Genomic DNA, 25,490 nt, shown 5'->3' on the forward strand with positions numbered 1-25,490 from the left:
AGGACGAGGAGGAACCATCGGTGAGGTCGCCGATGGGAGGCGCCGGGCGGGGGTGGCCCGGACCGACGGGCGGTCACGCTACCAGCGGGCGACGCCGCCGGGAGGCCCCACCAGGCCGCTGTCGCGGGGAGTAGTGTGCAGATCACAGGGACGACGTCGTCCCTGGCCGCCGCTGCCGCGACGGCGCCTCGCGGACCGATTAGTCCCCACTGGTAGGCATTGGCTAGGGTGTGCGACGCAACTCATCAAGGACGAGAGGAGAGCTGGCCACCATGAGCAGATTCTCGCGGCGCACAGCGCTCGCAGGGACCGGCACGGCAGCTCTGGCCGCCGGTCTGGCCGCGTGCGCGCCGCCCAACCCCGGCAGCGTGAACGCCGAGCCCACCATCCCGCCCAGCGACGGTCCGGTCACCGTGACCTACTGGGCCTGGCTGAAGGACCTCCAGAAGGTCGCCGACGTCTTCAACGCCTCCCAGGACCGGATCCGGGTCGAGACGACCTGGATCCCCGGCGGCAACTCCGGCGGCTACGCGAAGATCCTCTCCGCGGTCGCCGCGGGCGGCGGCCCCGACATCGCCCAGGTCGAGCTGCGCCAGATCCCCGAGTTCGCGCTGGCCGGCGCGCTGGTGGACCTGACCCGGTACGGCTTCGCCGAGCAGGAGTCCCTGTTCGACCCCGGCGCGATCAGCCAGGCCAAGGTCGGCGACTCCTACTGGGGCGTCCCCCAGGACACCGGCCCGGTCGCGACCTTCTACAACCGCGAGGTGCTCGAAGGCGAGCTGGGCCTCACCGTGCCCGCCACCTGGGACGACTTCTACGAGGTGGCCGGAGCGGTCTCCGAGTCCGGCCGGAGCCTGATCAGCCTCGACCCCTCCGACGGCTCCCATCCCATCGCCTGGGTGATGCAGTCCGGGGCGACCTGGTTCCGTCCCGAGGCCGACGGATGGATCGTCGACATGACCGATGACGCCTCCATGCGGGTCGCGGAGTTCTGGGACCGGATCTTCGCCGAGGGCATCGTGGGCACCGGCTACGGCTCCTTCACCACCCCCTGGTACGCCGCGGCGGCCGACGGGAAGGTGCTGGCCTCGATCAGCGGCTCCTGGTCCGACGCGCTGGTCAAGACCGTCCCCGGCGGGGAGGGCAAGTGGGCCGTGGCCCCGATGCCCACCTGGGGTGACGGCTACGCCTCCGGCGGTCACGGCGGCTCGTCGGCCGCCATCACCTCCACCAGCAAGCACCCCGCCGAGGCGCTCGAATTCCTCACCTGGATGTGCACCGACCCCGCGGGGATCGACGCGATGATCGAGAACTCCGGCATCGGCTGGTCCCCGGCCGCCGACTACATCGGCGAGGTCCGTCAGCAGAGCGACGCGTTCTTCTCCGGTCAGAACTACAACGAGGAGGTCGTGGTGCCGATGGCGAAGGGTCAGAACCTCGAATGGACCTGGGCGCCGCTGATGCAGCGCGCCCAGGCGATCATCGGCGACGGCATGACCACCGCGGTCACCGGCGAGGTGCCGCTGGCGGACATGTTCGCCGCCGCGCAGACCGAGATCGTCGACATCATGCGCACCATCGGGCTCAACGCGGAGGAGGCACGATGAGGTCCAAGACCGCCCCCTGGCTCCTGCTGGGGCCCTTCCTGGTCCTGTTCATCGGGACCATGATCCTGCCGATCATCATGGCGATCGGCTACTCCTTCACCACCGTGCGGCGGGAGGGCCTGCTCGGCGAGGCGGGCATCAGCAGCGTCTTCGCGGGGCTGGACAACTACATCGCCGCGCTGTCCAACGCCAACTTCATCGAGTCGATCGGGCGCATGCTCCTGTTCGGCGTGGTGCAGGTGACCGTGATGATCGTGGCCGCCACGATCCTCGCCCTGCTGCTGGAGACCGCGAGCGCCCTGTGGCCCGGGTTCTTCCGCGCCACCTACTTCCTGCCCTACGGGATCCCCGGCGTGATCGCCACGATCCTGTGGTCCTTCCTGTACATCCCCGGGCTCAGCCCGATCGTGGACGTAATGGGCTGGATGGGGATCAACATCGACTTCCTGGGCCCCGACATGGTGCTGTGGTCGATCGCGAACATCGTGACCTGGACCTACACCGGCTACAACATGCTGATCATCATCGCTCAGCTGAAGTCGATCCCCGGTGAGCTGTACGAGGCCGCCAAGATCGACGGCGCCGGCGGCTTCCGGGTGGCGATGTCGATCCAGCTGCCGCTGATCCGGCCGGCCCTGATGCTGACGATCATCTTCTCGATCATCGGCACCCTGCAGCTGTTCGCCGAGCCGCGGCTGCTGCAGACCATGAGCGCCGGCATCACCTCGGAGTACACCCCCAACATGTCCGCCTACGCCTTCGCCTTCCAGTACAACGACATCGGCATGGCCGCCGCGCAGTCCGTGATCATCGCGGTCTCCGCCTTCGTGCTCTCGGCGGTCGCCCTGGGCGTCAACTCGTGGATGGAGAAGCGTCGATGAGCACGATGGACACCACCGAGCGCACCGCATCGCGCCCCGTCGGCGCGAAGGCGGCGAAGCCGCCGCGCTCCGACGGCCGGGCCGGCTCCCGGGAGGCCGGTCGCAAGCCGACCACCACCATCCTGATCACCGCGATCCTCGCGATCGTGGCGGTCTACTTCCTGGTCCCCGTGTACTGGGTGATCGTCAACGCCACCAAGTCCACCGAGGACCTGTTCGGCACCAGCGGCTTCTGGTTCGGCTCGGACTTCCGGCTGTTCGAGAACCTCTCGGCGGTGCTCTCGGCCAACGACGGCATCTTCCCGCGCTGGGCGCTGAACTCGGTGATCTACGCGGGCGTCGGCTCCGTGCTGGCCACCTACTTCGCGGTCGCCGCGGGGTACGCGCTGGCCAAGTACCGCTTCCCGGGCCGCGGCCTGGTCTACGGGATGGTCCTCGGCGGGGTGCTGGTGCCCGGCACCGCGATCTCGCTGCCGCTGTTCTTCCTGTTCAGCTCCATCGGACTGACCAACACCTACTGGGCGGTGCTGATCCCCTCCCTGGTCAGCCCCTTCGGGCTGTTCCTGGCCTCGATCTACGCCAATGCGGCGGTGCCCGACGAGCTGCTCGAGGCGGGCCGGATCGACGGCGTCGGGGAGCTGGGGCTGTTCCACCGCCTGGCCCTGCCACAGCTGGTCCCGGCGATCGTGACCATCCTGCTGTTCCAGTTCGTCGCGATCTGGAACAACTACATGCTCCCGCTGGTGATGCTGGCCGACGAGGAGCTGTACCCGATCACCCTGGGCCTGGACAACTGGCGGGCCCAGACGGACCGCCTGCCGGAGTTCTACCAGCTCACCATCGGCGGCGCGCTGCTGTCGGTGATCCCGCTGGCGATCCTCATCCTGGTGCTGCAGCGCTTCTGGCGCGGCGGGCTGACGGAGGGGTCGGTCAAGGGCTGAGGCCGGATCCGGCCCCGAGCGCGACCTCGGGGCCGGTCACGGCGCACCGGTGCCATACCGAGACCTCGGACCCCTTGCCCGGTGCCCGGCGGCGCTCTTCGATGAGGGCATGACCACTGATGCTCCTCGCCTCCGCCGCGCGCTCCGTCGCCGTCCGCTGCTCGGGGCCGGAGCACTGCTGCCGCTGGCCGCCCTCGGCGTCACCGGCTGCGGACGCCTCGGCGCGGGCGGCGGCGCCGAGCCGGACCTGCGTGCGGAGCTGCCGCGGGCGGAACCGGAGCCCGCCGAGGGTGCCGGCGCACTCGTCGTCCCCTTCACCGCCCGCCTGCTGGGCGCGATCGACCGCACGCCCGTCAACGCGGTCTGTTCGCCGCTGTCCGCGCAGGTCGCGCTCACCATGATCGGCATGGGGGCAGCCGGGGACACCCGAGCCCAGCTGGAGGACGTGCTGGGCGGCAGCATGGACGAGCTCGCCTCCACCGCGAACACCCTGTCGACGGCGCTGTCCGCCGTCGGGGACCAGGAACGGGAGGCCGACGTCGCCGAGGCCCCCGAGCCCGCCGTCGCCTCCCTCGTGAACGGCACCTGGATCCAGGAGGGCCTGGAGGTCCAGCAGCCCTATCTCGAGGATCTCGCCACCTGGTTCGGCAGCGGGCTCTTCGAGGCGGACTTCGTCGACGCCGGCGAGCGGGAGGCCGCCCGGGAGCGCATCAACGACTGGGTCGCCGAGTCCACGAACGACCTCATCGAGGAGCTCGTCCCACCGGACATCCTCAGCACGGATACCCGGCTGGTGCTCGTCAGCGCCCTCCACCTCAAGGCCGCCTGGAGCGAGCCGCTGACGGCGCTCGGGGGCTCCTTCACCACCACCCAGGGCGAGGAGCGCAGCTGCGAGATGCTCACCGGCATCGCCCGCACCTGGTACGAGGACGAGACGTGCCGGGCGACCTCCCTGGACACCTACGGCGACGCCCTCGCCCTCGCCCTGGTGCAGCCCACCGCAGACGTCGGCGAGGTGCTCGATGCCTGGACCCAGGCGGCCGACGACGCCCGCGGCGGCCTGGCCGCCCTGCTGTCCGGCCTCGAAGCGGGCGAGGCGAGCGTCCAGCTCACCGTGCCCGCCCTCGACATCGGCTGGGAGGACTCGCTGAGGGGCGTGCTCGAGGAGCTGGGGATGCCCGTCGCTTTCACTGACCACGCCGACTTCTCCGGGGTGACGCGCCAGGAGCCCCTCTACCTCCGTGAGGTGCTGCAGAAGGCCGTGCTCATGATCGACGAGGAGGGGATGGAGGCCGCTGCCGCGACCGCAGTGGTCGCCGACACGGAGTCGGCCGAGATCCCCGAGCAGGAGCTGTTGCTGGACTCGCCGTTCCTGGTGGTCGCCTACGAGCGCTCGACGCGGGCGCCGCTGGTGGTGGGGTGGGTCGGGGATCCGACGCAGACCCGGTGAGGGCGCGGCGGGCGGGTGCGCCGTGGTCGAGCCGCCTGCGTCTACCCTGGTCGGAGGCTTGCTCGGACGATCTCGCCATGGAGGAGACATGACCACTGCACGACCCTGGCCGCTCGGCGTCGAGGGGATCGCCTACGGCGGCGACTACAACCCGGAGCAGTGGCCGCGCGAGGTGCGCCGCGAGGACGTGGAGCTGATGCGCGAGGCCGGGGTGAACCTGGTCAGCGTCGCGATCTTCGCCTGGGCCACGCTCGAGCCGCGGGAGGGGGAGTACGACTTCGGCTGGCTCGACGAGGTGATGGACGACCTGGCCGAGGCGGGCATCAAGGTCGCGCTCGCCACCGCGACCGCCTCCCCGCCGCCGTGGCTGACGAGCCGTCATCCCGAGATCCTCCCCGTCACCGAGGACGGCACCGTGCTCGGCCAGGGCGGCCGCCAGGCGTACGCCGTCTCCTCGCCGCTGCTGCGCGAGTACGCGCTGCGGATGACACGGGTGATGGCCGAGCGCTACGGCGAGCATCCGGCCCTCGCGCTGTGGCACGTGGACAACGAGCTGGGCTGCCACGTCCCGCACGACTTCTCCGACCATGCGGCGCTCGCCTTCCGGGGCTGGCTCCAGCGTCGCTACGGGAGCATCGAGGAGCTGAACCACGCCTGGGGCACCGCCTTCTGGTCCCAGCGCTACGACTCCTTCGAGGAGATCCTGCCCCCGCGCGCCGCCCCCACCTACGCCAACCCCACCCAGCAGCTCGACTTCGCGCGCTTCTCGAGCGATGAGCTGCTGACCCACTACCGGGCCCTGCGCGATGTGCTGCGCGAGATCACCCCGCAGGTCCCCATCACCACCAACCTCATGCTCTCCAGCGCGACCAAGTGGATGGACTACTTCTCCTGGGCCGACGACCTCGACCTGGTCGCCAACGATCACTACCTGATCGCCGCCGAGCCCCGCGGTCAGATCGAGCTGGCGCTGGCCGCGGACCTCTCCCGGGGCGTCGCGGGCGGGGACCCGTGGATCCTCATGGAGCACTCGACGTCGGCCGTGAACTGGCAGCCGCGCAACCGCGCCAAGGGCCGCGGGGAGATGCTGCGCAACTCCCTGTCCCATGTCGCCCGCGGGGCCGACGGGATCATGTTCTTCCAGTGGCGCCAGTCCCGGGCCGGCGCCGAGAAGTTCCACTCGGCGATGGTGCCCCATGCCGGGCGCGACACCGACGTCTGGCGCGGCACCCTGGCGCTGGGCCGGGCGCTGGAGGCGCTCGCCCCGGTGCGCGGCAGCCGCGTGCTGAGCCGGGTCGCGATCGTCATGGACTACCCCTCCTGGTGGGCCAGCGAGCTGGACTCCCACCCCACCCAGGCGCTGCGCTACAGCGAGGAGCTGCTGCGCTGGTACACCGCCTTCTGGGACCTCGGGATCGGGGTGGACATGGTGCCGGCCGGCACCGACGTCACCGGCTACGAGCTGGTGCTGGCCCCGACCCTGTACACGGTGGGCGAGCAGGACGCGGAGCGTCTGGCCGAGGCCGCGCGCGCCGGCAGCCAGGTGGTCATCACCTTCTTCTCCGGCATCGTCGACGAGAACGAGCACGTGTACCTGGGCGGCTACCCGGGTGCCTTCCGCGACCTGCTGGGGGTGCGCACCGAGGAGTTCCATCCGCTGCTGGAGGGCGAGGTGCACCACCTCGACGACGGCACCGGTGCGGACCTGTGGAGCGAGAAGACCCATCTCGAGGGCGCGGAGGTGGTGCGCAGCTGGGCCGACGGACCGCTGCACGGCTGGCCGGCGGTCACCCGCCACGCGGTGGGGGAGGGCGCCGCCTGGTACGTGGCCGCTCGCCCGTCGGCCGAGGGGCTCGAGGCGCTGGTGGGCGAGATCGTCGCCGCCGCGGGTGTGGAGCCCGCGGTGCCCGGACTGCACCGCGACGTCGAGGCGGTGCGCCGCTTCGCCGAGGACGGCACCACCTACCTCTTCGTCCTGAACCACTCCGACCGCGACCAGGTGGTGCAGGTCAATGGCCGGGAGCTGCTCACCGGCACGGAGGCGGACGGCGCGTTCACCGTCCACGCCGGCGCGGTGGCCGTGATCCAGGAGAGCTGAGCTCCTCGCCCCACCTGCCGAGCGCTGCACAGGGAGCGGTATCGCTGCTGTATACCGCCCGCTTCGCAGCGCTCGGCGGAGGATGCCCGGCGTTCCGGCGATCCCTGGCACACTCTGTGTGAGACGTTTTACGAGAGGACGATCACCGATGACCGCTCTGCTTCAGCCCACCCCCGACGGGTTCCTCCGCAACGGGGAGACGCACCTCGTGATCTCCGGGGCGCTGCACTACTTCCGCGTCCATCCCGAGCAGTGGCGGGACCGGCTGCGCCGGCTGGTCGCGATGGGGTGCAACACCGTGGAGACCTACGTGGCCTGGAACGTGCACCAGCCGTCCCCCGAGGTCACCACCTTCGAGGGCTTCGCGGACCTCGGCCGCTTCCTGGACATCGCCGCCGAGGAGGGTCTGGACTCGATCGTGCGCCCCGGTCCCTACATCTGCGCCGAATGGGAGAACGGCGGCTTTCCCGGCTGGCTGCTGCGCGACCGCAACCTCCGCCTGCGGAACCGCAACCCCGCCTACCTCGCGCAGGTCGACGCCTGGTTCGACCAGCTGATCCCGGTGATCGCCCAGCGGCAGTCCTCCCGCGGCGGCACCGTCGTGATGGTGCAGGTCGAGAACGAGTACGGCAGCTTCGGCGACGACAAGGCCTACCTCGCCCACCTGCGCGACGGGCTGATCGCGCGCGGCATCGAGGAGCTGCTGGTCACCTCCGACGGGCCGGCCCGGATGTGGCTGACCGGCGGGACCGTCGAGGGAGCGCTCGGCACCGTCAACTTCGGCTCCCGAGCCCTCGAGGTGCTCGAGATGGCCGGACAGGAGCTGCCGGCCCAGCCGCAGATGTGCATGGAGTTCTGGAACGGCTGGTTCGACCACTGGGGCGAGGAGCACCATGAGCGCACCGGTGGCGACGCCGCCGGCGAGCTGGCCGACATGCTCGACAACGGCATGAGCGTGAACTTCTACATGGCCCATGGCGGCACCAACTTCGGGCTGCGCGCGGGGGCGAACCACGACGGCCGGCTGCAGCCGACCACCACGAGCTACGACTACGACGCGCCGATCGCCGAGAACGGCGAGCTCACCGAGAAGTTCCGCGCCTTCCGCGAGGTGATCGCCCGCCACCGCGAGCTGCCCCCGCTCGAGGAGCACCTGGAGCGGCTGGGCCTCGAGGCCCGCCCGACCCGTCTGCCCGCCGCCGAGGTCGTCATCGACAAGGCCGTCGCCCTGCGCCGGACCGAGCGCTTCACTCGGCCCGCCCCGGTGCACCCGGTGCCCCCGGCCTTCGAGGACGTGGGCCTGGAGCGGGGCCTGCTGCGGCTCTCCCGGGACATCGAGATCGCCCGCAGCGACCACGAGGGACAGCCCGCGATCAGCCCGCTGAAGCTCTACGACCTGCACGACCGGGCCTGGGTCTACGTCGACGGTCTCTACGCGGGGGCGACCGGCGTGGATCCCGGGCAGGCGGGCCGGCCGGAGGACCGGCGCACCGACGACACCGACCCGGCGACCATCGAGCTCTCCCACCTGGCCGAGGCGCTGCTGCCCGAGGGCGGTCACCGCACCGTGCGGCTCGAGATCCTGGTCGAGAACCTGGGACGGGTGAACTTCGGGCCCCGGCTGGGCGAGCGCAAGGGCCTCCTCGGCGGGGTGTGGCAGACCATCCGCTTCCTCAACGACTGGGAGGCCGACGCCTGGCCGCTCGAGGAGATGGGGGAGGAGCTGGCCGCGCTGCTCGAGGCCGCCCCCGCGCTCCCGGAGGGCGGGACGGCGGACGAGGCGCTCCCGGTGCTGGTCTCGGCCTCCTTCGAGGCCGACGGCCCCGCCGACACCTTCCTCGACGTCTCCGGGGCCGGCCACGGAGTCGCCTTCGTCGGCGGCTTCTGCGTGGGCCGGTACTGGAACGTCGGCCCCCAGCAGACCCTCTACGTCCCCGCGCCGCTGGTGCGCGCCGGCCGCAACCAGGTGCTGCTGCTGGACCTCGAGAAGCGGCCGACGCGGCTCGCGCTCGCCGAGGAGCACGCCTTCGGGCGCACCGACGGCTGAGCCCGGGGGTACGATGCCGTGAACCGGTTCACACGCAATCGTGGCCGGGTTCGCGCGTCCCGCAGGGACGTCGCGTCGACGTCATAGCAGCCCGGGAGGGAACCCCCGATGTCAGACCTCCGTATCGGCGTGATCGGCTTCGGCTCGCGCCACACCCTCGCCCTGCACGCCCACCGACCCGGCGAGGGCTCGGCCATCACCGTGGTCGCCGATCCCGGCGCGCGCGGCCAGGCCATCGCCCGCTCGACGCTCGGGGAGGACGTGGCGATCGTCGACACCGTCGAGCAGCTGCTGGCCGAGCACGAGGTCGACGCGGTGATGATCCTGACCCCCGACTTCGCCCATGCCGAGGTGGCCCTGAAGACCCTCGAGGCCGGCATCCCCACCTTCTGCGAGAAGCCGATGGCGATCACCGTGGAGGACGCCGACGCGATGTTGGCGCTCGCGAAGGAGAAGCGGGCGCGCCTCTACATCGGCCACAACATGCGCCACATGCCGGTGATCCGGCAGCTGAAGGCCATCATCGACTCGGGGCGCATCGGCCGGGTGCGCGCGATCTGGTGCCGGCACTTCGTCGGCGCCGGCGGCGACTTCTACTTCAAGGACTGGCACGCCGAGCGGGCCAAGTCCACCAGCCTGCTGCTGCAGAAGGGCGCCCACGACCTCGATGTCATCCACTGGCTCGCCGGCGGCTACACCCGCCGGGTCTCGGGCATCGGCGACCTCGCCGTCTACGGGGACGTCACCGACCGCCGCGACAACTCCGACCGCCTGATGCGCGACTGGTACGACGAGGACACCTGGCCGCCGACGGCGCAGAAGGAGCTGAACCCCGTCATCGACGTCGAGGACATCTCGATGCTCACCATGACCCTGGACAACGGGGTGCTGGCCTCCTACCAGCAGTGCCACTTCACCCCGGACTACTGGCGCAACTACACCGTGATCGGGGACGCTGGGCGGATCGAGAACATGGGCGACGGCGGCGGCGACCAGATCCACCTGTGGGAGTCGCGCCGCTCCGGTCCCGGCCGACCCGACGCGGTCGAGGTCATCGACCGCGGCGACGGGGAGCACGGCGGCGCGGACCCCAGCCTGGTCGCGGAGTTCCTGCGCTTCGCCCGGGAGGGCGGCGCCACCGATGTCTCCGCGATCGCCGCCCGCGAGGCGGTGGCCACGGGCGTGTACGGCGCCGAGTCGATCCGTCACGGCGGCGTCCCCTACGACGTCCCGCCGGTGCCGGCCGACGTGCGCGCCTACTTCGACGACGGGCAGGCCTGAGGGGCACGCCGCGCCCGGGCGGTCCTGTGGGCGCGGGCCGGTCTCAGGCGCGCAGGTGCTGCGCGGCCAGCGCCGCCCGGACGTCGGCCTCCGCGGTGGCGCCGGCGTGCAGAGGGAGGGACGCGGCCACGAAGCCGTCCGGCCGGACCAGGTAGAGCCGGTCCGCCCGCAGTCGGCCGCGAGGGTCGGGGGCGAAGCCGTGCGGGCCGGTGATCCAGTCCGGGACCCGCGGCCGGACGGCCTCGGTGCCGTAGGCGTGCAGCTGCCAGTCCATCGTCCGCAGCGCCTCGGGGTTCTCACCGACCGGCGGCAGGCGGAGGCCGACGGCGGGATCGTCCGCCCACCGGGGCGGCCGCTCGCCCGCGGGCACGAGGTGGTAGCGGATGCGGTACTGCCCGAGCCAGCCCGCCAGCCGCGGGCCCAGCGGGGAGGCCAGCAGGTGAGGGGCGATGCGCGCCATCGCGGCGCTGCCGCGGCGGCGGGCCCGCGCCACCACCGGGCTGCGGCGCGCGAGCAGTCCGAAGGCCCGGTCGGTGACCCGGATCAGGGTCAGCGCGACGGGCCGGCGCTCGGCCTCGTAGCGCTCGAGAGCCTCCGGGCCCCGCCGCCCCTGCGCGACGTCCGCCAGCAGATGTGCGAGGTGGTGGGCGTCCTGCAGGCCGGTGTTCATCCCCTGCCCGCCGAGCGGGGAGTGCACATGGGCGGCGTCCCCGGCGAGGAAGGTGGCACCGCGCCGGAAGCGCGCGGCGACGCGGTGGTGGACCCGGTAGGCCGAGAACCAGTCCACCCCGGTGAAGCCGAGCCCGAGATCGGCCCGCGCCCGGGCGAGGACCTCCTCCTGGACCGGGGCGTCGGTGGGGCTGAGCCAGATCAGGCGGCGGTGCCCGCCAGGCCCGAGCGGGATCACCAGGGCGAAGGTCTCCCTCCCCACCCGCGCCACCAGGGTGTTCTCCGGCAGCCCGCTGACGCCGCGGAGGTCGGCGACGCAGAAGGTCGCGTTGTCGGTGACGCCCTCGAAGGGCAGACCCAGCCGGCGGCGCACGGTCGAGCTCGCGCCGTCGGCGCCGAGGCACCAGCGCGCCCGGATCCGCAGGGGCCCGTCGGGACCCTGGACCAGGGCGTCGACGTGGTCGTCGGCCTCCTCCCCGCCCGTGCGCAGCTCGAGCAGTCGATGGTGCCAGCGCACCGGCCGGCCCTCCGCGGCGAGGGCGGCGGAGAGGATCTCCTCCGTGCGGCTCTGCTCGAGGATCCGCACCCCGGGGAAGGCGGTCCACCCGGTCTGCGCGGCGGCGATGTCCGCACCCGCCGCGGTGGGAGAGGGGCCCAGCTGGACGCGGGTGACCGCGGTGGCCTCGGCGAGCACCGACGGCGCGAGCCCGAGCTGGTCGTAGATCTCCATGCTGCGGGCGTGGACCACCAGCGCGCGGGATTCGCGGGTGGGACCGGATTTCCCGTCGATGGTCGCGACCCGCAGCCCCCGCCGGGCCAGCACCAGGCCGCCCATCAGCCCGGTGGGGCCGGCGCCGACGACGAGCACGTCGGTCTCGAGCAGCGGGAGGTCGCGCAGGGATGCGGACGTCACGGGGAGCCTCCCATCGCCGGTGCCGGGCAGGTGGCGCCCACGATAGCGCCCGGGCGCCGTCTCAGGCGGTGGCGGGACGGGCGGGGACGACCTTCTGCGCGTAGCGCCGACGGAACCGCTCGACGCGCCCGGCGGTGTCGAGCACCCGACTCTGGCCGGTGTAGAAGGGGTGCGAGGCCGAGGAGATCTCGATGTCGATCACCGGGTACTCCTTGCCGTCCTCCCAGGTCACGGTGCGCTCGGAGGTGCGGGTGGAGTTGGTCAGGAAGGCGTGGCCGGCGCCCTGGTCGCGGAAGACGACGGGCTGGTACGGGGGTGGATGGCGTGCTTCATGGTGGTCTCCTCACCAGGTGGAGTCGGGTCCGACAGCCGCTGCCGGCCCCCGCGGAAGCGGAGCGGCAGGCGGTCGTTCTGCTTTCAACCATCTGGGGGTCGGGGTTATTCCCGGCGCCGCCCGCTCGCCCCGGTCCCGGAGCCAGGTCCCCTCACTCCGGCGCGCGGTCCTGGTGCCCGCGGCGGGCGGCGCGGTCGACCATCAGCAGCACGTCGGCCGGTCCGCCCTCGGCGCCGAGGGCGTGCGGCAGCATCGTCGGGAACTCGGCGCTCTGGTTGGCCTCGACGCGATAGCGGCGATCGCCCAGCAGCAGGATTGCGGTGCCCGAGAGCACCACCATCCACTCGTGCCCGGGATGCGCGCGCATCCGGGAGGGGTCCGGCGGTGGTCCGGTCAGCCGTCGCCGCAGGATCGTGGTGTCGGGACTGTGCCGGGCCTGCCAGCGCAGGGAGTCCAGGCCGTGATCCATCACGGCGCCGCGGACCACCTCCTCCGCGTCGGTCTCGACCAGCTGATCCAGGCTCGTGTCGAGGGCGCGGGCGAGGGTGACCAGCTGGTCCAGGGCGAGGCGGCGCTGACCGTTCTCGATCCGGGAGAGGGAGGACTGGCTCAGGTGCGCTCGCGCGGCCAGGTCGCCGAGGGAGAGGCCCTGCGCGATCCGCAGCGCGCGGATCCGCTTGCGCACGAGGCCGTCGAGATCGCCGATGTCTTGCGTCATGAGCAAGAGACTATGCCGCTGACGCAATTCCTGTCTAGGGTCGGTGATACCGGTCCGGAGCAGTTCCGGAGCCCGCCCGAGAGAGGTGCACCGATGATCGCCACGACCCCTTCCCTGGACACGTCCGCCACCCCTGCCACCGCCGCCGCTCCCGCCGGTGGGGACCCCGTGCCGCACGGGCTCCTCGACGCGGTCGTGATCGGGGGCGGCGCCGCGGGGCTGAGCGGCGCGCTGATGCTGGCGCGCTCCCGTCGCTCCGTCGCCGTGATCGACAGCGGGTCCCCGCGCAACGCCCCGGCCGACGCCGTGCACGGACTGCTCGGGAACGAGGGCACCCCGCCCGTCGAGTTCCTCGCCCGCGGGCGGGACGAGCCCCCCCCCCCCCCCCCCCCCCCCCCCCCCCCCCCCCCCCCCGCTCCCCCCGGGGGCGGGCGGCTGCCGGAGGTGCCGGGCCTGGCCCGGCACTGGGGGCGCGGGGTGGTGCACTGCCCGTACTGCCATGGCTGGGAGGTGCGCGACGAGCCGATCGGGATCATCGCCACCCGCCCCGCCTCGCTGCATCAGGCGTTCATGTTCCGCCAGCTCAGCGACGACATCATCGTGTTCGCGCAGGGGCTGGGGCTCGACGCGGAGACCCGCGAGCGCTGCGACGCCCGCGGCATCAGGGTGGTCGAGACCGCGATCGAGGAGGTTGTCGCCGCGACCGCCGGCGGCATCACCGGGGTCCGCCTCGTCACCGGCGAGGTGGTGGCGCGCACGACTCTCGTGGTCGCGACCGTGATGGCCCCGCGCACCGAGGGGCTGGAGGGTCTGGGGCTGACGCTCGAGGACGTCCCCGGCGGGATGGGCCGGAAGATCGCCGGCTCCTTCGCCGGCACGACGGACGTCCCGGGGGTGTGGGTGGCGGGCAACGCCGCCGACCCCAGCGCCCAGGTGGGGGCTTCGGCGGCGGGCGGAGCGCTCGCCGGCGGCCATCTCAACGGGATGCTGGTGATGGCCGACGCCGACGCGGCGGTTGCGGCGCGGCGCTCGCTCAGCGCCGTCCGGCGCTGACGACTTCGGCCTCCGGCTGGGCCCGCCGGGACGCGGCGGAGGAGACGTCGACCTCGATGACGGGGTAGATGTTGCCGTCCGTCCAGGTCGTCGAGTGCTCGGAGCGGCGGGCGGAGCGGGTCAGGAAGCGGACGCCCGCGCTCTGGTCGCGGAAGACGACGGTGCGGTGCTCGGGATGGGTGGGATGCTGCATGGGGTTCTCCTTCGAGGCCGGCCTCGGGCCGGCGGATGCGTCGCCGGCCGGGGCCGACGGGGATGTCAGGGCGCCGGCGTCATGCCGGCCGTGGGTGAGGAGGGCCGATCGTCCGCCGGCGACGCGGAACCGCCGTGGCGGGTCGCGTCGGTCGGACGGGATCGCCTGCGGGGTCCGACGTCTCTCGACGTCGCGGGACGGGTCCTGCTCCTCACCGTGACCCCGCAGCGCCGTCCGTCATCGGGCACGGCCGCAGGGGTCGATCATGCTCAACGGGAGCGAGGGCCTCGATATTCCCCCGGGACCGCAGGCACTTCTCGCAACGGCCCGCGGCGGGGCCGACGCTCTGCCAGGATGCGCCCATGCGCATCTCACTGATCGGCGGCAAGGGCGGGGTCGGCAGCTCCCTGGTCTCCGCCTGGCGGGCCGAGCACGAGCTGACCATTCTGGATCGCAGCGCGGACCCGGTGGCGGGGGTGCGCGAGATCGTGGGGGAGGCCGACGACCCCGAGGCGCTCGCCGCGGCGCTCGAGGGAGCGGAGGCCGTGGTCCATCTCGCGGCCGTGCTCCCGCGCGGCAGCGAGGCCGAGCAGCTGCCCGGCACCGCCCGGGCGATCGCGGTGAACGTCGGCTCGGTGCTGCTGGCGCTGCGGATCGCCCGCCGGGCCGGTGTGCGCTCCTTCGTGCACATCAGCTCGCTGTCGGTCTTCGCCGACTACTGCGTCGTCCCGGTCCCGGCCGGCGCGCAGCCCGATGCGACCGAGCTCTACGGCATGACCAAGCGACTGGCCGAGAGCGCGCTGCGGATGGCCGTCGAGGGCGCGCCGCCCACGGCCGAGGAGGGGCCGATCCCCGTGACCTCGCTGCGGCTGGCGTTCCCCACCACCGCGCAGGCCTGGCCGCGCTGGCGGAGCCCGGTGGACCGCGAGCGCGAGCCGTGGCTGCGCACCCTGGCCGACGGCACCCCGCACGGGGGACTCCATCCCGACGACCTGGCCGCCGCCGTGCGGGCCGCGCTGCTGCGCGACCGCGGCGGGGCCTACGAGGCCATCGCCGTCACCGCCGCGCCGCACGCGATCGAGGACGACGCCGCGGCACGGCTGCTGGACTGGCGGCCGGTCCGGGTGCTGTCCGCGGAGGGCGCGGGGGACTGAGGCCGCCGCAGGGCGCCCCTACTCCTGGTGGCCCTGGTCCCCGCTCATCTGATCCTCGGCCGGCGGCGTCTCGCCCGGGGGCACCCCGCCGCCCTCCTCCAGACCGGTGATGGTCTGCTCCTCGGGATCCGGGTTCGCCGTCTGCCCGGGATCCTGATCGTGGTCGGGCCGGTGGAAGTCGTCAGGGCTGCTGTTCTTGGTCATGCGCCCAGTGTGGGCCCGGCGGCGCAGCGGGGGAACGGGCTGGACCGTTCGGAAGGCGGGAGCGGGCGCTCGTCCGCCCCCCCCCCCCCCCCCCCCCCCCCCCCCCCCCCCCCCCCCCCCCCCCCCCCCCCCCCCCCCCCCCCCCCCCCGCCCCCCCCCCCCCCCCCCGCCGCCACCGTCGGAACCGCTCGGTCGGACCACCGCAGGCCGCCGGCGACCGCGAGTAGGGTCGAGGGACGCATCAAGGACCGACGAGCACCGACCCGGAAGGACCCATGATGACCGACCAGACCCTCTCCCAGCAGGACGTGGTGGACAAGCTCCGCGACACCGACGTGGTGATGCTGACGACGGCGCTCCCTGACGGAACGCTGCTCTCGCACCCGATGACGATCCAGGGCGTGGACGACGACGTGGACGTCTGGTTCTTCGTCGGCCTCCAGGGCGACCAGGCGGACGCGCTGCGGCACGGCCCGCACGTGAACCTCGCGATCGCCGACGCCGGCTCCTGGCTCTCCGTCGCGGGGCACGCGGAGTTCATCGACGACCGCGCCGTGATCGACCAGCTGTGGAACGAGCAGGCGCGCGCGTACTTCCCGGACGGCAAGGACGACCCGAACCTGGGTCTGATGCGCGTGACCAGCGACTCCGCGCAGTTCTGGGGGCTGCCCGGCGGCAAGGTGGCCGGACTCGCCCAGATCGTGAAGTCCAAGGTCACCGGGGACCGCCCGCCGGGCGGGACCGCCACCACCGAGCTCTGAGCCGGTCCGTGCCCGCGGACGGCGGCCCGGAGCGGACCGAGGACGGCCGCTACATCATCGTCAAGGGACGGCGCTGGCGGGCCACCGATCCGGTGCTGGACGAGGACGTCGCCGCCGCCCTCCGCTCGGAGCTGGGCCGCGCCCGTTCGGCGCTGCGCACCGCGCGCGACGCCGAGGAGGTCGCCGGCTGGCGCGCCCGGGTGCAGCTGGCGAAGGAGGGGCTCGGTGAGCGTGGAGCGGAGTGGTGGACCCTGACCGAGCCCGAGCGGCACGAGCGCGCCCGGGAGCGGCTGTGCGCCCTGCGCGCGCAGGATGACGCCTGAGCCGGCTCAGCGGGGTCTGCGCGCGGTGAAGCGGTACTGCTGTCCCGGACTGTGGTCGGGCGCGCGCGCCCCGGCCAGGTCGAGCTCGAGGATGTCGGGCAGCAGCTCGGCCCGGACCTGCTCGAAGCCGGCCAGCTCCAGGGCGGCGAGCACGGGCCCGATGCCGTCGCTGGTGGTTCCCGGCCCGTCCACCGCGACCAGCACGCCGCCGGGTCGCAGCTGCGCACGCCAGACGGTGAGCGCAGAGGTCAGGTCCGGCAGGGTCCACAGCTCGTAGCGGGCCACCAGCGCATCGAAGGAGTCCGGGGCGAAGGGAGGGGCGTCGATGTCGCCCTGCCGCAGCTCCGGCGGATGCGGATGATCGCTCAGCTTGCGGCGGGCCTGGTCGAGCAGCCGGCCCGAGGGCTCGATGCCCGTCACCTCGTACCCCAGGTTGGTCAGCAGCAGCGCCACCTTGCCGCTGCCGGTGCCCACGTCCAGCACCGTGCGGGTGGCCTCGTCGAAGGGCTGCGTCCAGACCTCGGCCCAGGTGGACGGCACCGCGCGCTCGCGGGCCGGATCCATCAGCGGCGATGCGCTGAGCAGCGGTGATGCGGTGAGGGGCGGCACGACGGCCAGGGGGTGGGATCACTGAGCGATGACATGCGACCACTCCTCACTGTGCGGTGCGTGCAGATCAGCGGCACAGACGGCCACCGATAGCCAGAACGCTAACCCGCCGGACCGCGAAGGTGCTGGGAATGGGCTCGAACACAACCGGACGGTCCGTTCCGGCGGTCCACACAGGCTCGCGGGGGCCCTCTCAGAAGTCGTCGGCCGCACCCCGGAACAGCAGCTGCGCGGTGCCGTCGGCGGCGGTGGTGCGCTGGGCGCCGACGCCGTAGACCTCGGCGACGAGCTTCGCGCTCAGCGCCTCCCGGGGAGCGCCGCAGGCGCGGACCAGGCCGCGCTCGAGCACGATCACCCGGTCGCAGTAGCGGGCGGCCAGGTTCAGGTCGTGGAGGACGACGACGGTGGCCAGGCCGTGCTCGCGCACCAGCGACAGCACCTGGTGCTGGGCGCCGATGTCGAGGTGGTTGGTGGGTTCGTCCAGCAGCAGCACCCGGGGCTGCTGGGTGAGGGCCCGGGCGATCAGCACCCGCTGCTGCTCGCCGCCGGAGAGCAGCCCGAACCCCCGCCGCGCCAGGTGCAGGACGCCGGTGGCGGCGAGCGCTGCGGTGGCGAGGCGGGTGTCGGCGGCGGTGGTCGCCCCGAAGGGGCCGGAGTGGGGGACCCGGCCCAGCAGCGCCACCTCCGCGACGGTCAGGGGGACCTCGCCGGAGCTCTCCTGGGCCATCACCGCGATCCGGCGCGCCCGCTCGCGGCCCGAGCAGCGGGCGAGGTCGCGGCCCTCGAGCAGCACCTGGCCGGCATCGGGTCGGAGCGCGCCGTGCAGGATCCGCAGCGCGGTGGTCTTGCCGCTGCCGTTGGGGCCGACCAGTCCCACCATCTCGCCGTCGGCCACCCCCAGGTCGAGGCCGCGCAGCACGGGGCGGGCGCCGAAGGCATGGTGCACCCCGCGGGCCTCGAGGATCAGCCCTCCCGGTCGAGCAGCCATCCGTGGATCCTCTCCAGTCCGTCCACGACCAGCGGGGAGGCCGGCTCGACGGTGTCGAACAGCAGCGGCAGCACGGCCCGCTCCTGGACCGCGCGCAGGGAGGCCAGCTGGTCGGCGTCGATCATGCCCGCGGCGACGTCCTCGCCCTCCCCGTCGTGCTGGTGGAGCACGATGAGCAGGTCCGGATCGGCGGCCAGCAGCGGCTCGGCGCCGATCTCGAACACCCGGTCCGGGGTGGCGGCGAAGACGTTCTCGATGCCCAGGGCGTCCAGCTGCGCGGTGGCCATGGAGGTGGCCCCGTAGGTGTACAGCGGTCCGCCGCCGACGCTCGGGTACAGCACGGCGGCGGTCGCGGTGCGCCGCTGCGCCGCGGAGGCGGTGACCGCGTCGATCCGCTCCTGCAGCGCGGCGCCCAGAGCGCTCGCCGCCTCTGCCCGGTCCAGCACGCGGCCGTAGGCGGTGAGCTCCTGATGCAGGGCCGTGAAGCTCGCCCGCTCGGCGGGGGCTCCGCAGAAGCTCGTGGGCACCAGCACCTCCGCGCCCGCCTCGCGCAGGGCCTCCCGGGTGAGCCCGTCGGGCAGGCCGATCACCAGGTCGGGCTGCTGGGCGATCACCACCTCCTGGTTGATCTGCAGGTGACCGGTGGCGTCGAGCTCCTCCGAGAGGGTGGGGATCGCGGTGATCTGCGCGGAGGTCGCCTCGTCGAAGCAGCTGCGGGGGAACGCGCCCGCCCGGGCCACCACCCGGTCCAGCACCCCCAGACCGGAGAGGATCGCGGCGGGGGCGGGCTCCAGCAGGACGATCCGCTCGGGGGCCCGCTCGAGGCGGACGGTCGCCGCGCAGTTGCTCAGCTCGACGGGGTAGCCCGTGCCCGCGGTGACGGGGGCGGAGGGGCCGGGTCCGCAGGCGGTGGCGCCGAGGCCGAGGACCGCGAGCAGGCCGGCCAGCACGGCGCGGCGGCGGGGACGGACGGGGTGGGGAGGGGCGGGGCGGGGAGGCATCGGGCACCTTCGATCGCAGGACGGGGAGCGAGCGGCGGGGGAGCGGTCAGCTGCTGCGGGCATGAAGGCGCCGCACCAGGATCACCAGGAAGGGGGCCCCGATCGCGGCGGTGATCACGCCGATCGGCAGCTCGCGCGGGATCATCACGAGCCGCGCCACCACGTCGGCCCACAGCAGGAACAGGGCGCCCAGCAGGGCGCTTGCCGGGATCAGCACCCGGTGGCGGGCGCCGACCAGGCGGCGGGCGAGGTGGGGGATCACCAGGCCCACGAAGCCGATCGCGCCGGCGCCCGCGACCGCCGCCGCCGTGCACAGCGAGACCAGGACCAGGAAGCCGACCCGGGCGCGGTCGGGGTGGATGCCCAGGCTGTGGGCGATCTCGTCGCCGGTGCTGAGGGCATCGAGGACCCGTGCGCCGAGCACCATGGCGAGCCCGCCGACCACGGCGGCGAGCACCGCGATCAGCAGGAAGGCGTTCCAGCGGGCCAGGGCCAGCGAGCCGAGCATCCAGAACATCACCGAGCGCGAGCCCTCGGCGGAGTCCGAGGAGAAGATCAGCAGGTTCGTCGCGGCCGTCAGGGCGTAGCCCACGGCCACCCCGGACAGCAGCAGCCGGAGCGAGGTCACGCGCCCTCCGGCCCGCGCGATCAGGAACACCAGCAGCGCCGCGCCGAGGGCGCCGACGAAGGCCAGCGCCGACTGCGCGTACTCACCGAGCGCGGCGCCGGCCCCGAACAGGATCGCGGCCGCGGCCCCGGTGGAGGCGCCGCCGGAGACCCCCAGGATGTACGGGTCGGCCAGCAGGTTCCGCACCATCGCCTGCAGCGCGGCGCCGCTGATCGCGAGGCAGGCGCCGACGGCGGCGCCCATCAGCACCCGCGGGGCCCGCACTGTCCACACGATCGCGTCGCTCGCCGGATCGACCGCGGCGCCGCCGGGAAGGCCCAGGTGCTGACCGAGGATCTGCGCCGTGACGAGGGGCGGGATCGGCACCGGACCCACGCCCAGGCACAGCAGCAGGCTCAGCGCGGTGGCCAGGGCCAGCGCGAGCAGCACGGCGCGGGAACGGCGGGCGCGGGAGCGCACGCCGAGCGGATCGGGCCCCGGGACGTCCCGGTCGGCGGACGTCGCGGGCATCCCGGCGGCGTCGGTGCGGAGCGTGGTCGCCACCCGGTCCTCCCGCCGCCGATGAAGTCCATGAAGCACTTGAGCGAGCGTACAAGTGTCCGCGCCGCGCAGCCCGGCCGTCCCGGCTGTTGCCGCGCCCGGCGGCCCTCAGATCGGGGCCTGCGGGGCGCCGCCCGCCTGGTCGCGGGCGGGGTGATGGTGCACGCCCGGCAGGTGGTCGGAGCCCAGGGAGTGCAGTAGGTCGTGGACGAAGGTGTCGACCAGCGCGTAGCGGACCTCGCGGCCGGAGCGCTCGGCCCGCACCCAGCCCGCCTCCCGCAGGAGCGCCAGGGCGTGGGAGGTGCTCGAGTCGCTCGCCCCGATCGCCCGCGCGATGTCCGAGCTGCGCACCCCGGGGTGGGCGTGGATGCAGAACAGGATCCGCAGGCGGCGCTGGTCCGAGAGCAGGGCCATGCGCTCCGCGAGCTGCGCGAAGCCGCCCGTCGCGCTCAGCAGCGCGGCCAGTTCGGCGACGAGCTGCGCATCCGGCACCGCCGCGTCGTCGGCCCGGAGGTGCACGGGGTCCTCGGCGTCCATGCGGTCAACCTACCCGTCAGCCCACCCGGCCGCCGGGGCGCGACCGCTCAGCCCGCGACCAGCTCCAGCAGGGCGGTGCCGCGGTCGGGATGCGTGCCCGCGCGCAGCACCCGGTCGCCGTGGCGCTGCCCGGACACCGGCACCGCGCCGATCCCGCCGCCCTCGGTGAGCATCGCCTCGAGGCGGGCAGTGAGCTCCGGGACCGTGGCGCCCTCCTGCCGCAGCAGCACCTCGGTGCCGCCGAGGGCGGCCAGCCCCTGGGTCAGCACGGCGGGGCACCCGTCGGCCAGGGGCTCGGGATGCACCCGGCAGGTGAGGGGCCGGCCCTCCTCGAGGTCGGCGAGGAAGCGCTCGGGCAGCGTCAGATGGCCCTGGTGCGGGAGCCAGACCGCGACCGCCTTCCCCGCCTCGAGCAGCATCGCCGTCATCGCCGCCGCGCCGGTCACGGTGGCGCCGTCGCCCGGGCGCTCGGGGGAGAGGGTGAGCACGGTGCGGTGCCGGTCGATCGCCGTGGCCAGGGCCGCGTGCTCGGCGAGCTCGGTGCGGGCGAGGTCCGCCGCGAGGGCCGAGGGGGCGAAGCGGCCGCCGACCCGCCAGCGCAGGGGCTCCTCGCCGAGCGGCAGCACCAGCTCGTCGATGCCCTGGGCGCCCAGCTGCTCGGCCAGGTTCGGCAGCACCCCGGAGAGCACCTGCCCCAGGTGCTCGGCGCGCTCCCGCAGCAGCACGTGCACCCGCCACGGCGCCGGACCGGCGGTCACCGCGTCGCGGCTCGGGTCGATCACCGCGGTGACGCCGGCCCGCGCGAGACGGTCCAGGACCAGGTCGCCGCCGGAGGGCACGGAGACCCGCAGGGCGAGCTCCTCGTCGGTGACCGGGAGCACGGCGAGGATCTGCACCGCGCCGGCGGGGGTCGCGGCGTTCATGATCCGCGGCGGGTACCCGTAGGGCGGGCCGATCAGGGCGCCGGTGAAGGGGACCGAGGCCGCGTAGCGCTCGCCGGCATTGGTGATGCTGTGCCCCCAGTCCAGGACGGAGTCGTAGGTGCTGGGGATGCGGGCGGTGTCCTGCAGCAGTCGCAGCGGCCAGGAGTTCGCCTCCTGCGCCAGCAGCGCCGGGTCCGGCGGGTCGATCCCGGGCCAGCCGGCGGGCAGGCCGATCAGCAGCTCGAGGCGGAACTCCTCGCCGTCGGCGGTGCGCATCGGATGCTCCGACATGCCCAGCGTGACCAGGGTGGGGTGGGGGATCTGCGCCGAGGCCGCGAAGACCGCGAGCTCCAGCGGGATCCCGCCGTCCGCGGTCGCGCTCGCCACGATGTGGTCCTCGCCCAGGACGCCGCTCAGGTGTCGCAGCAGCGCCGATCGCTGGGTCTCCTCGCGCGGCGGTGGGAGGGGGCTGCTGGGCATCCGGCTCATGGGGCTCCGTCGTTCGCGGGGATTCGCACCGCCCCATCCTCTCCCGCGCGGCGACCGGGGGGCCGGTGCGGGAGCGAGCCGGCGGGCGGAGGGGACCGGTCCCCTCCGCCCGCCCGGGCTCAGAGCGTCGCGGCGAAGGGGTCGAAGTCGGCCGGCATCGGCTCGACCTCGGCGACGGAGGAGGTCACCTCGACGGTGGCTCCGGTCCCGATCGCGGTCTCGATCCCGACCATGATGTCCAGGACGTGCGCGGCGATCTCGCCCTGGGCGCGATGGGGCACCCCGGCGCGCAGCGCCCGGGCCATCTCCAGCACGCCGAGGCCGCGCCCGGTGGTGGCGCCGGAGGCGGGCACCGGCGTGGCCGTCTCCCCGCGGTACTCGGTCAGCGCCGAGTCGCCGTCGAAGACGTTGGGGTCGGGGAAGGCGAGGGTGCCTTCGGTGCCGTAGATCTCCACGAAGCCGGTGCGGGTGTGCGGGGAGTCGAAGCTCAGCAGCACGGTGGCGTTCTGGCCGGAGGCGAAGCGCAGCAGCGCCGCGACCTGGGTGGGCACGGTGACGTCGAAGACCTCCCCGGCCTTGGGGCCGGAGCCGATGGTGCGCTGCTCGCGGGCGCGCGAGCCGACGGCGGAGACGCCGACGACGGGGCCCAGGGCCAGCACCAGCGTGGTGACGTAGTACGGGGCGATGTCGTACAGCGGCCCGGCGCCCTCCTGGAACAGGAACGCGGGGTTCGGGTGCCAGCTCTCGGGGCCGGGGGACTGGAACAGGGTCAGCGCGCTGGCCGGGGTGCCGATGCCGCCGTCGCGCAGGGTGCGCAGTCCGGTCTGGATGCCGGCGCCGAGCACGGTGTCGGGCGCGCCGCCCACGCGCACCCCGGCCGCGGCCGCGGCCTCGAGCAGGGCGGCGGCGTCGGCCGGATCGGTGGTGATCGGCTTCTCGGTCCACACGTGCTTGCCGGCGGCGACGATGGCGCGGGAGACCTCGGCGTGGGCGGTGGGGATGGTCAGGTTGACCACGATCTCCACCTCGGGATGGTCCAGCACGTCCTGCGCGGTGCCGGAGGCGGGGACCGAGAACTCCGCGGCGCGGGCGGCAGCCGCCTCGGGGAACAGGTCGCCGACGATGTGGACGGCGATGTCCGGGAAGGAGGTGAGGTGGGTGAGGTACTCGGCGGAGATGGTGCCGGCGCCGATGATGCCGACGCCGACGGGGCCGGTCGTGTGCTGGGAGGTCATAGAGGGATTCTCTCGTAGGTGGGGGCGCCCCGGGACCGGGACGCCCAAGGGGCGGGATGGCGGCGCGGCGACGGCAGGTCACCGCGCCGGTGAGGCCCCCGCGGCGCTCACTTCACGGCGCCGGCGGTGAGGCCGGCGACGAAGTTCTTCTGCATCGCCAGGAAGCCGACGACCACCGGGATGCTCACCGCGAGGGAGGCGGCCAGCACCTGGTTCCAGTAGACGTTGGTCTGGGTGGCGTACTGCCGCAGACCCACGGCCAGGGTGCGGGTCTCCTCCGTGGTCAGCACGGAGGCGAACAGCACCTCGCCCCAGGCCGTCATGAAGGCGTAGATCGCGACGGCGACGATGCCCGGACGGGCCGCCGGCAGGATGATCCGCAGCAGGATGGTGAGGTTCCCGGCGCCGTCGACCTTGCCGGCCTGGTCGAGCTCCTGGGGGATGCCGTCGAAGTACCCGGCCAGCATCCAGATGGAGAACGGCAGCGAGAAGGTCAGGTAGGTGATGATCAGCCCGATGCGGGTGCCCACCAGGGGCACCCCGAAGGCCGCGTCGATGTTCACGAAGATCAGGTACAGCGGCAGCAGGAACAGCACGCCGGGGAACATCTGCGTGGACAGCACGGTGGTCATGAACGGGCCGCGGCCGCGGAAGCGCCAGCGGGAGACGGCGTAGGCGGCGAAGATCGCCACCGTCACGCTGAGCACGGTCGCGGCGGTGGTGACGATCAGCGAGTTCATGAAGTAGCGGGCCAGCGGCACCGTCGACCACATCTCGATGAACGGCTCGATCGTGACGCGCTCGGGGATCCAGGAGAACCCCGCCTGCACATCGCCCAGCGGCTTGATCGAGGTGGTCACCATGACGTACAGCGGCACCAGCACGAACACGCTGAGGCCGGTGAGCACCACGACGCGGAAGATCTTCTCGCCGACGGTCTCACGCATGGTCCTTCTCCGTCCGCCATTGGGTGAAGTACAGGTACACCAGCGAGACCGCCAGCAGGAACAGCAGCAGCAGCACGCTCATCGCGCTGCCCACCCCGAAGTCCCAGGACAGGAACGAGGAGTTGTAGATGTGGAAGCTGATGAGGTCACCGGCCGGTGGCTGCGCGGTCCCGAACAGCACGTAGGGGGTGTTGAAGTCGTTGAACACCCACAGGAACATCACCAGCAGCAGCGTGTGGTTCACGGGGGCGAGGGTGGGCAGGGTGATCGAGCGCCACTGCCGCAGCGGGGAGGCGCCGTCCATCGCCCCGGCCTCGTACAGCTCCGCCGGGATCGACTGCAGCCCGGCCATGAACATGAGGAAGGCGAAGGGCCACATCCGCCACAGCGCCACCACCACCACCGAGATGAAGGCGTTGTCGCCGATCAGCCAGAACGGGGCCTCCTCGAGCAGGCCCAGCTGGTCCACCAGGATGTGGTTCACGACGCCGGTGTCGCGCTGGAGCATGAAGTTCCAGGTGATCACCGCGGCGTACAGCGGCAGGGCGTAGGGGATGAGGAACAGCGTGCGGAAGACGCCCCGGCCCCGGAAGGGCCGCTGCAGGGCGACCGCGGCGGCCATCCCCAGTCCCCAGCTGAGGCCCACCACCAGCGCGGTGAACGCGACGGTCACCACGAAGGAGTTCAGCAGCTCCTGGCCGACGGGCGTGTTGAGGTCCACCGCGATCTGGTAGTTCTCCAGCCCCACGAAGGGGGCCTCCGTCCAGCGGCGGATGAAGAACTTGGTGAGCTCGACGAAGCTCATCCAGAACCCGGTGGCCATCGGGACGATGTGGATCAGCAGCTCCAGCAGCACGGCGGGGGCGATGATCAGGTACGGGAACCAGTGGTGGTGCGGGCGGCGCCGCGCCGGCGGCTGCGACCGCGGCGTGGTCGTGTCCTCCCGGGCTCTGAGGCTGGTCATGG

At 73.2% G+C, this 25,490-nt stretch carries 24 protein-coding genes and 1 pseudogene; 11 read left to right on the forward strand and 14 right to left on the reverse strand.

The genetic code is table 11. From position 1 onward, the window contains the following. The first annotated feature begins 272 nt into the window (after positions 1-272). From ACOJUI_RS01845 to ACOJUI_RS01875, 7 genes are all read left to right on the forward strand, one after another. Positions 273-1,607 carry an ABC transporter substrate-binding protein gene (locus ACOJUI_RS01845; protein ID WP_422116413.1) on the forward strand — a complete coding sequence of 445 codons (1,335 nt, stop codon included), beginning with the start codon at positions 273-275 and terminating at the stop codon, positions 1,605-1,607. Then, complete coding sequence (locus tag ACOJUI_RS01850) at positions 1,604-2,488, forward strand: carbohydrate ABC transporter permease (RefSeq protein ID WP_422116414.1); 885 nt, start codon at positions 1,604-1,606, stop codon at positions 2,486-2,488. The genes ACOJUI_RS01845 and ACOJUI_RS01850 overlap by 4 nt, the downstream gene beginning before the upstream one ends. Further along, a complete protein-coding gene (locus ACOJUI_RS01855; protein ID WP_422116415.1) occupies positions 2,485-3,429 on the forward strand; it encodes a carbohydrate ABC transporter permease in 945 nt (314 codons plus the stop codon). The genes ACOJUI_RS01850 and ACOJUI_RS01855 overlap by 4 nt, the downstream gene beginning before the upstream one ends. A gap of 109 nt (positions 3,430-3,538) precedes the next feature. Then, a complete protein-coding gene (locus tag ACOJUI_RS01860) occupies positions 3,539-4,879 on the forward strand; it encodes a serpin family protein (protein ID WP_422116416.1) in 1,341 nt (446 codons plus the stop codon). An 88-nt stretch (positions 4,880-4,967) separates the two neighbouring features. Continuing rightward, on the forward strand, positions 4,968-6,977 hold the full coding sequence (locus ACOJUI_RS01865) for a beta-galactosidase (protein WP_422116417.1): 2,010 nt from the start codon (positions 4,968-4,970) through the stop codon (positions 6,975-6,977). 148 nt (positions 6,978-7,125) lie between these two features. Continuing rightward, a complete protein-coding gene (locus ACOJUI_RS01870; RefSeq protein WP_422116418.1) occupies positions 7,126-9,024 on the forward strand; it encodes a glycoside hydrolase family 35 protein in 1,899 nt (632 codons plus the stop codon). Between the two features lie 108 nt (positions 9,025-9,132). Beyond that, entirely contained in the window at positions 9,133-10,305 is a 1,173-nt protein-coding gene (locus ACOJUI_RS01875; protein ID WP_422116419.1) for a Gfo/Idh/MocA family protein, read from the forward strand. 43 nt (positions 10,306-10,348) lie between these two features. Here ACOJUI_RS01875 and ACOJUI_RS01880 read toward each other — a convergent pair whose 3' ends face one another. The 3 genes from ACOJUI_RS01880 to ACOJUI_RS01890 all read right to left on the reverse strand — a co-directional run bounded on the left by ACOJUI_RS01880 (position 10,349) and on the right by ACOJUI_RS01890 (position 12,939). Further along, positions 10,349-11,887, reverse strand: coding sequence for an FAD-dependent monooxygenase (locus ACOJUI_RS01880; RefSeq protein WP_422116420.1), 1,539 nt, complete (start codon positions 11,885-11,887; stop codon positions 10,349-10,351). A gap of 61 nt (positions 11,888-11,948) precedes the next feature. Continuing rightward, on the reverse strand, positions 11,949-12,152 hold the full coding sequence (locus ACOJUI_RS01885) for a type B 50S ribosomal protein L31 (RefSeq protein WP_422117594.1): 204 nt from the start codon (positions 12,150-12,152) through the stop codon (positions 11,949-11,951). A gap of 220 nt (positions 12,153-12,372) precedes the next feature. Beyond that, a complete protein-coding gene (locus ACOJUI_RS01890) occupies positions 12,373-12,939 on the reverse strand; it encodes a helix-turn-helix domain-containing protein (RefSeq protein ID WP_422116421.1) in 567 nt (188 codons plus the stop codon). 93 nt (positions 12,940-13,032) lie between these two features. Between ACOJUI_RS01890 and ACOJUI_RS01895 the strand changes: the two genes are divergently transcribed. Beyond that, positions 13,033-13,992 (forward strand): FAD-binding protein, encoded by a 960-nt coding sequence (locus ACOJUI_RS01895; RefSeq protein WP_422116422.1) that lies wholly within the window; start codon positions 13,033-13,035, stop codon positions 13,990-13,992. Here ACOJUI_RS01895 and ACOJUI_RS01900 read toward each other — a convergent pair. Further along, on the reverse strand, positions 13,973-14,185 hold the full coding sequence (locus ACOJUI_RS01900) for a 50S ribosomal protein L31 (RefSeq protein WP_422116423.1): 213 nt from the start codon (positions 14,183-14,185) through the stop codon (positions 13,973-13,975). The genes ACOJUI_RS01895 and ACOJUI_RS01900 overlap by 20 nt on opposite strands. Positions 14,186-14,547: 362 nt before the next feature. On the opposite strand from ACOJUI_RS01900, the gene ACOJUI_RS01905 reads away from it, so the two are divergent. After that, complete coding sequence (locus ACOJUI_RS01905) at positions 14,548-15,339, forward strand: NAD-dependent epimerase/dehydratase family protein (protein ID WP_422116424.1); 792 nt, start codon at positions 14,548-14,550, stop codon at positions 15,337-15,339. Positions 15,340-15,357: 18 nt separating this feature from the next. Here ACOJUI_RS01905 and ACOJUI_RS01910 read toward each other — a convergent pair. Further along, a pseudogene (locus ACOJUI_RS01910) lies at positions 15,358-15,483 on the reverse strand (DUF6480 family protein); the annotation flags it as partial. 335 nt (positions 15,484-15,818) lie between these two features. Between ACOJUI_RS01910 and ACOJUI_RS01915 the strand changes: the two are divergent. Continuing rightward, on the forward strand, positions 15,819-16,304 hold the full coding sequence (locus ACOJUI_RS01915; protein ID WP_422116425.1) for a pyridoxamine 5'-phosphate oxidase family protein: 486 nt from the start codon (positions 15,819-15,821) through the stop codon (positions 16,302-16,304). Between the two features lie 8 nt (positions 16,305-16,312). Next, positions 16,313-16,627 (forward strand): biopolymer transporter Tol, encoded by a 315-nt coding sequence (locus ACOJUI_RS01920; protein WP_422116426.1) that lies wholly within the window; start codon positions 16,313-16,315, stop codon positions 16,625-16,627. 6 nt (positions 16,628-16,633) lie between these two features. On the opposite strand, the gene ACOJUI_RS01925 is transcribed toward ACOJUI_RS01920, so the two are convergent. The 9 genes from ACOJUI_RS01925 to ACOJUI_RS01965 form a co-directional block, all read right to left on the reverse strand. Beyond that, entirely contained in the window at positions 16,634-17,236 is a 603-nt protein-coding gene (locus ACOJUI_RS01925; protein WP_422116427.1) for a class I SAM-dependent methyltransferase, read from the reverse strand. A gap of 193 nt (positions 17,237-17,429) precedes the next feature. Further along, a complete protein-coding gene (locus tag ACOJUI_RS01930; RefSeq protein WP_422116428.1) occupies positions 17,430-18,224 on the reverse strand; it encodes an ABC transporter ATP-binding protein in 795 nt (264 codons plus the stop codon). After that, positions 18,200-19,225: an ABC transporter substrate-binding protein gene (locus ACOJUI_RS01935; RefSeq protein WP_422116429.1), complete on the reverse strand. Its 1,026-nt coding sequence runs from the start codon at positions 19,223-19,225 to the stop codon at positions 18,200-18,202. The genes ACOJUI_RS01930 and ACOJUI_RS01935 overlap by 25 nt, the downstream gene beginning before the upstream one ends. Before the next feature lie 46 nt (positions 19,226-19,271). Continuing rightward, positions 19,272-20,363: a FecCD family ABC transporter permease gene (locus tag ACOJUI_RS01940; protein WP_422117595.1), complete on the reverse strand. Its 1,092-nt coding sequence runs from the start codon at positions 20,361-20,363 to the stop codon at positions 19,272-19,274. 138 nt (positions 20,364-20,501) lie between these two features. Continuing rightward, positions 20,502-20,930, reverse strand: coding sequence for an ArsR/SmtB family transcription factor (locus ACOJUI_RS01945; RefSeq protein ID WP_422116430.1), 429 nt, complete (start codon positions 20,928-20,930; stop codon positions 20,502-20,504). 47 nt (positions 20,931-20,977) lie between these two features. Then, positions 20,978-22,333: a suppressor of fused domain protein gene (locus tag ACOJUI_RS01950; RefSeq protein ID WP_422116431.1), complete on the reverse strand. Its 1,356-nt coding sequence runs from the start codon at positions 22,331-22,333 to the stop codon at positions 20,978-20,980. Between the two features lie 128 nt (positions 22,334-22,461). Next, positions 22,462-23,577 (reverse strand): Gfo/Idh/MocA family protein, encoded by a 1,116-nt coding sequence (locus tag ACOJUI_RS01955; protein ID WP_422116432.1) that lies wholly within the window; start codon positions 23,575-23,577, stop codon positions 22,462-22,464. Positions 23,578-23,684: 107 nt separating this feature from the next. Then, positions 23,685-24,524, reverse strand: coding sequence for a carbohydrate ABC transporter permease (locus ACOJUI_RS01960; protein ID WP_422116433.1), 840 nt, complete (start codon positions 24,522-24,524; stop codon positions 23,685-23,687). Continuing rightward, on the reverse strand, positions 24,517-25,488 hold the full coding sequence (locus ACOJUI_RS01965) for a carbohydrate ABC transporter permease (protein ID WP_422116434.1): 972 nt from the start codon (positions 25,486-25,488) through the stop codon (positions 24,517-24,519). The genes ACOJUI_RS01960 and ACOJUI_RS01965 overlap by 8 nt, the downstream gene beginning before the upstream one ends. Positions 25,489-25,490 lie beyond the last annotated feature (2 nt).

It is taken from the genome of Brachybacterium sp. UNK5269 (assembly GCF_049266655.1).
Classification (GTDB): domain Bacteria; phylum Actinomycetota; class Actinomycetes; order Actinomycetales; family Dermabacteraceae; genus Brachybacterium.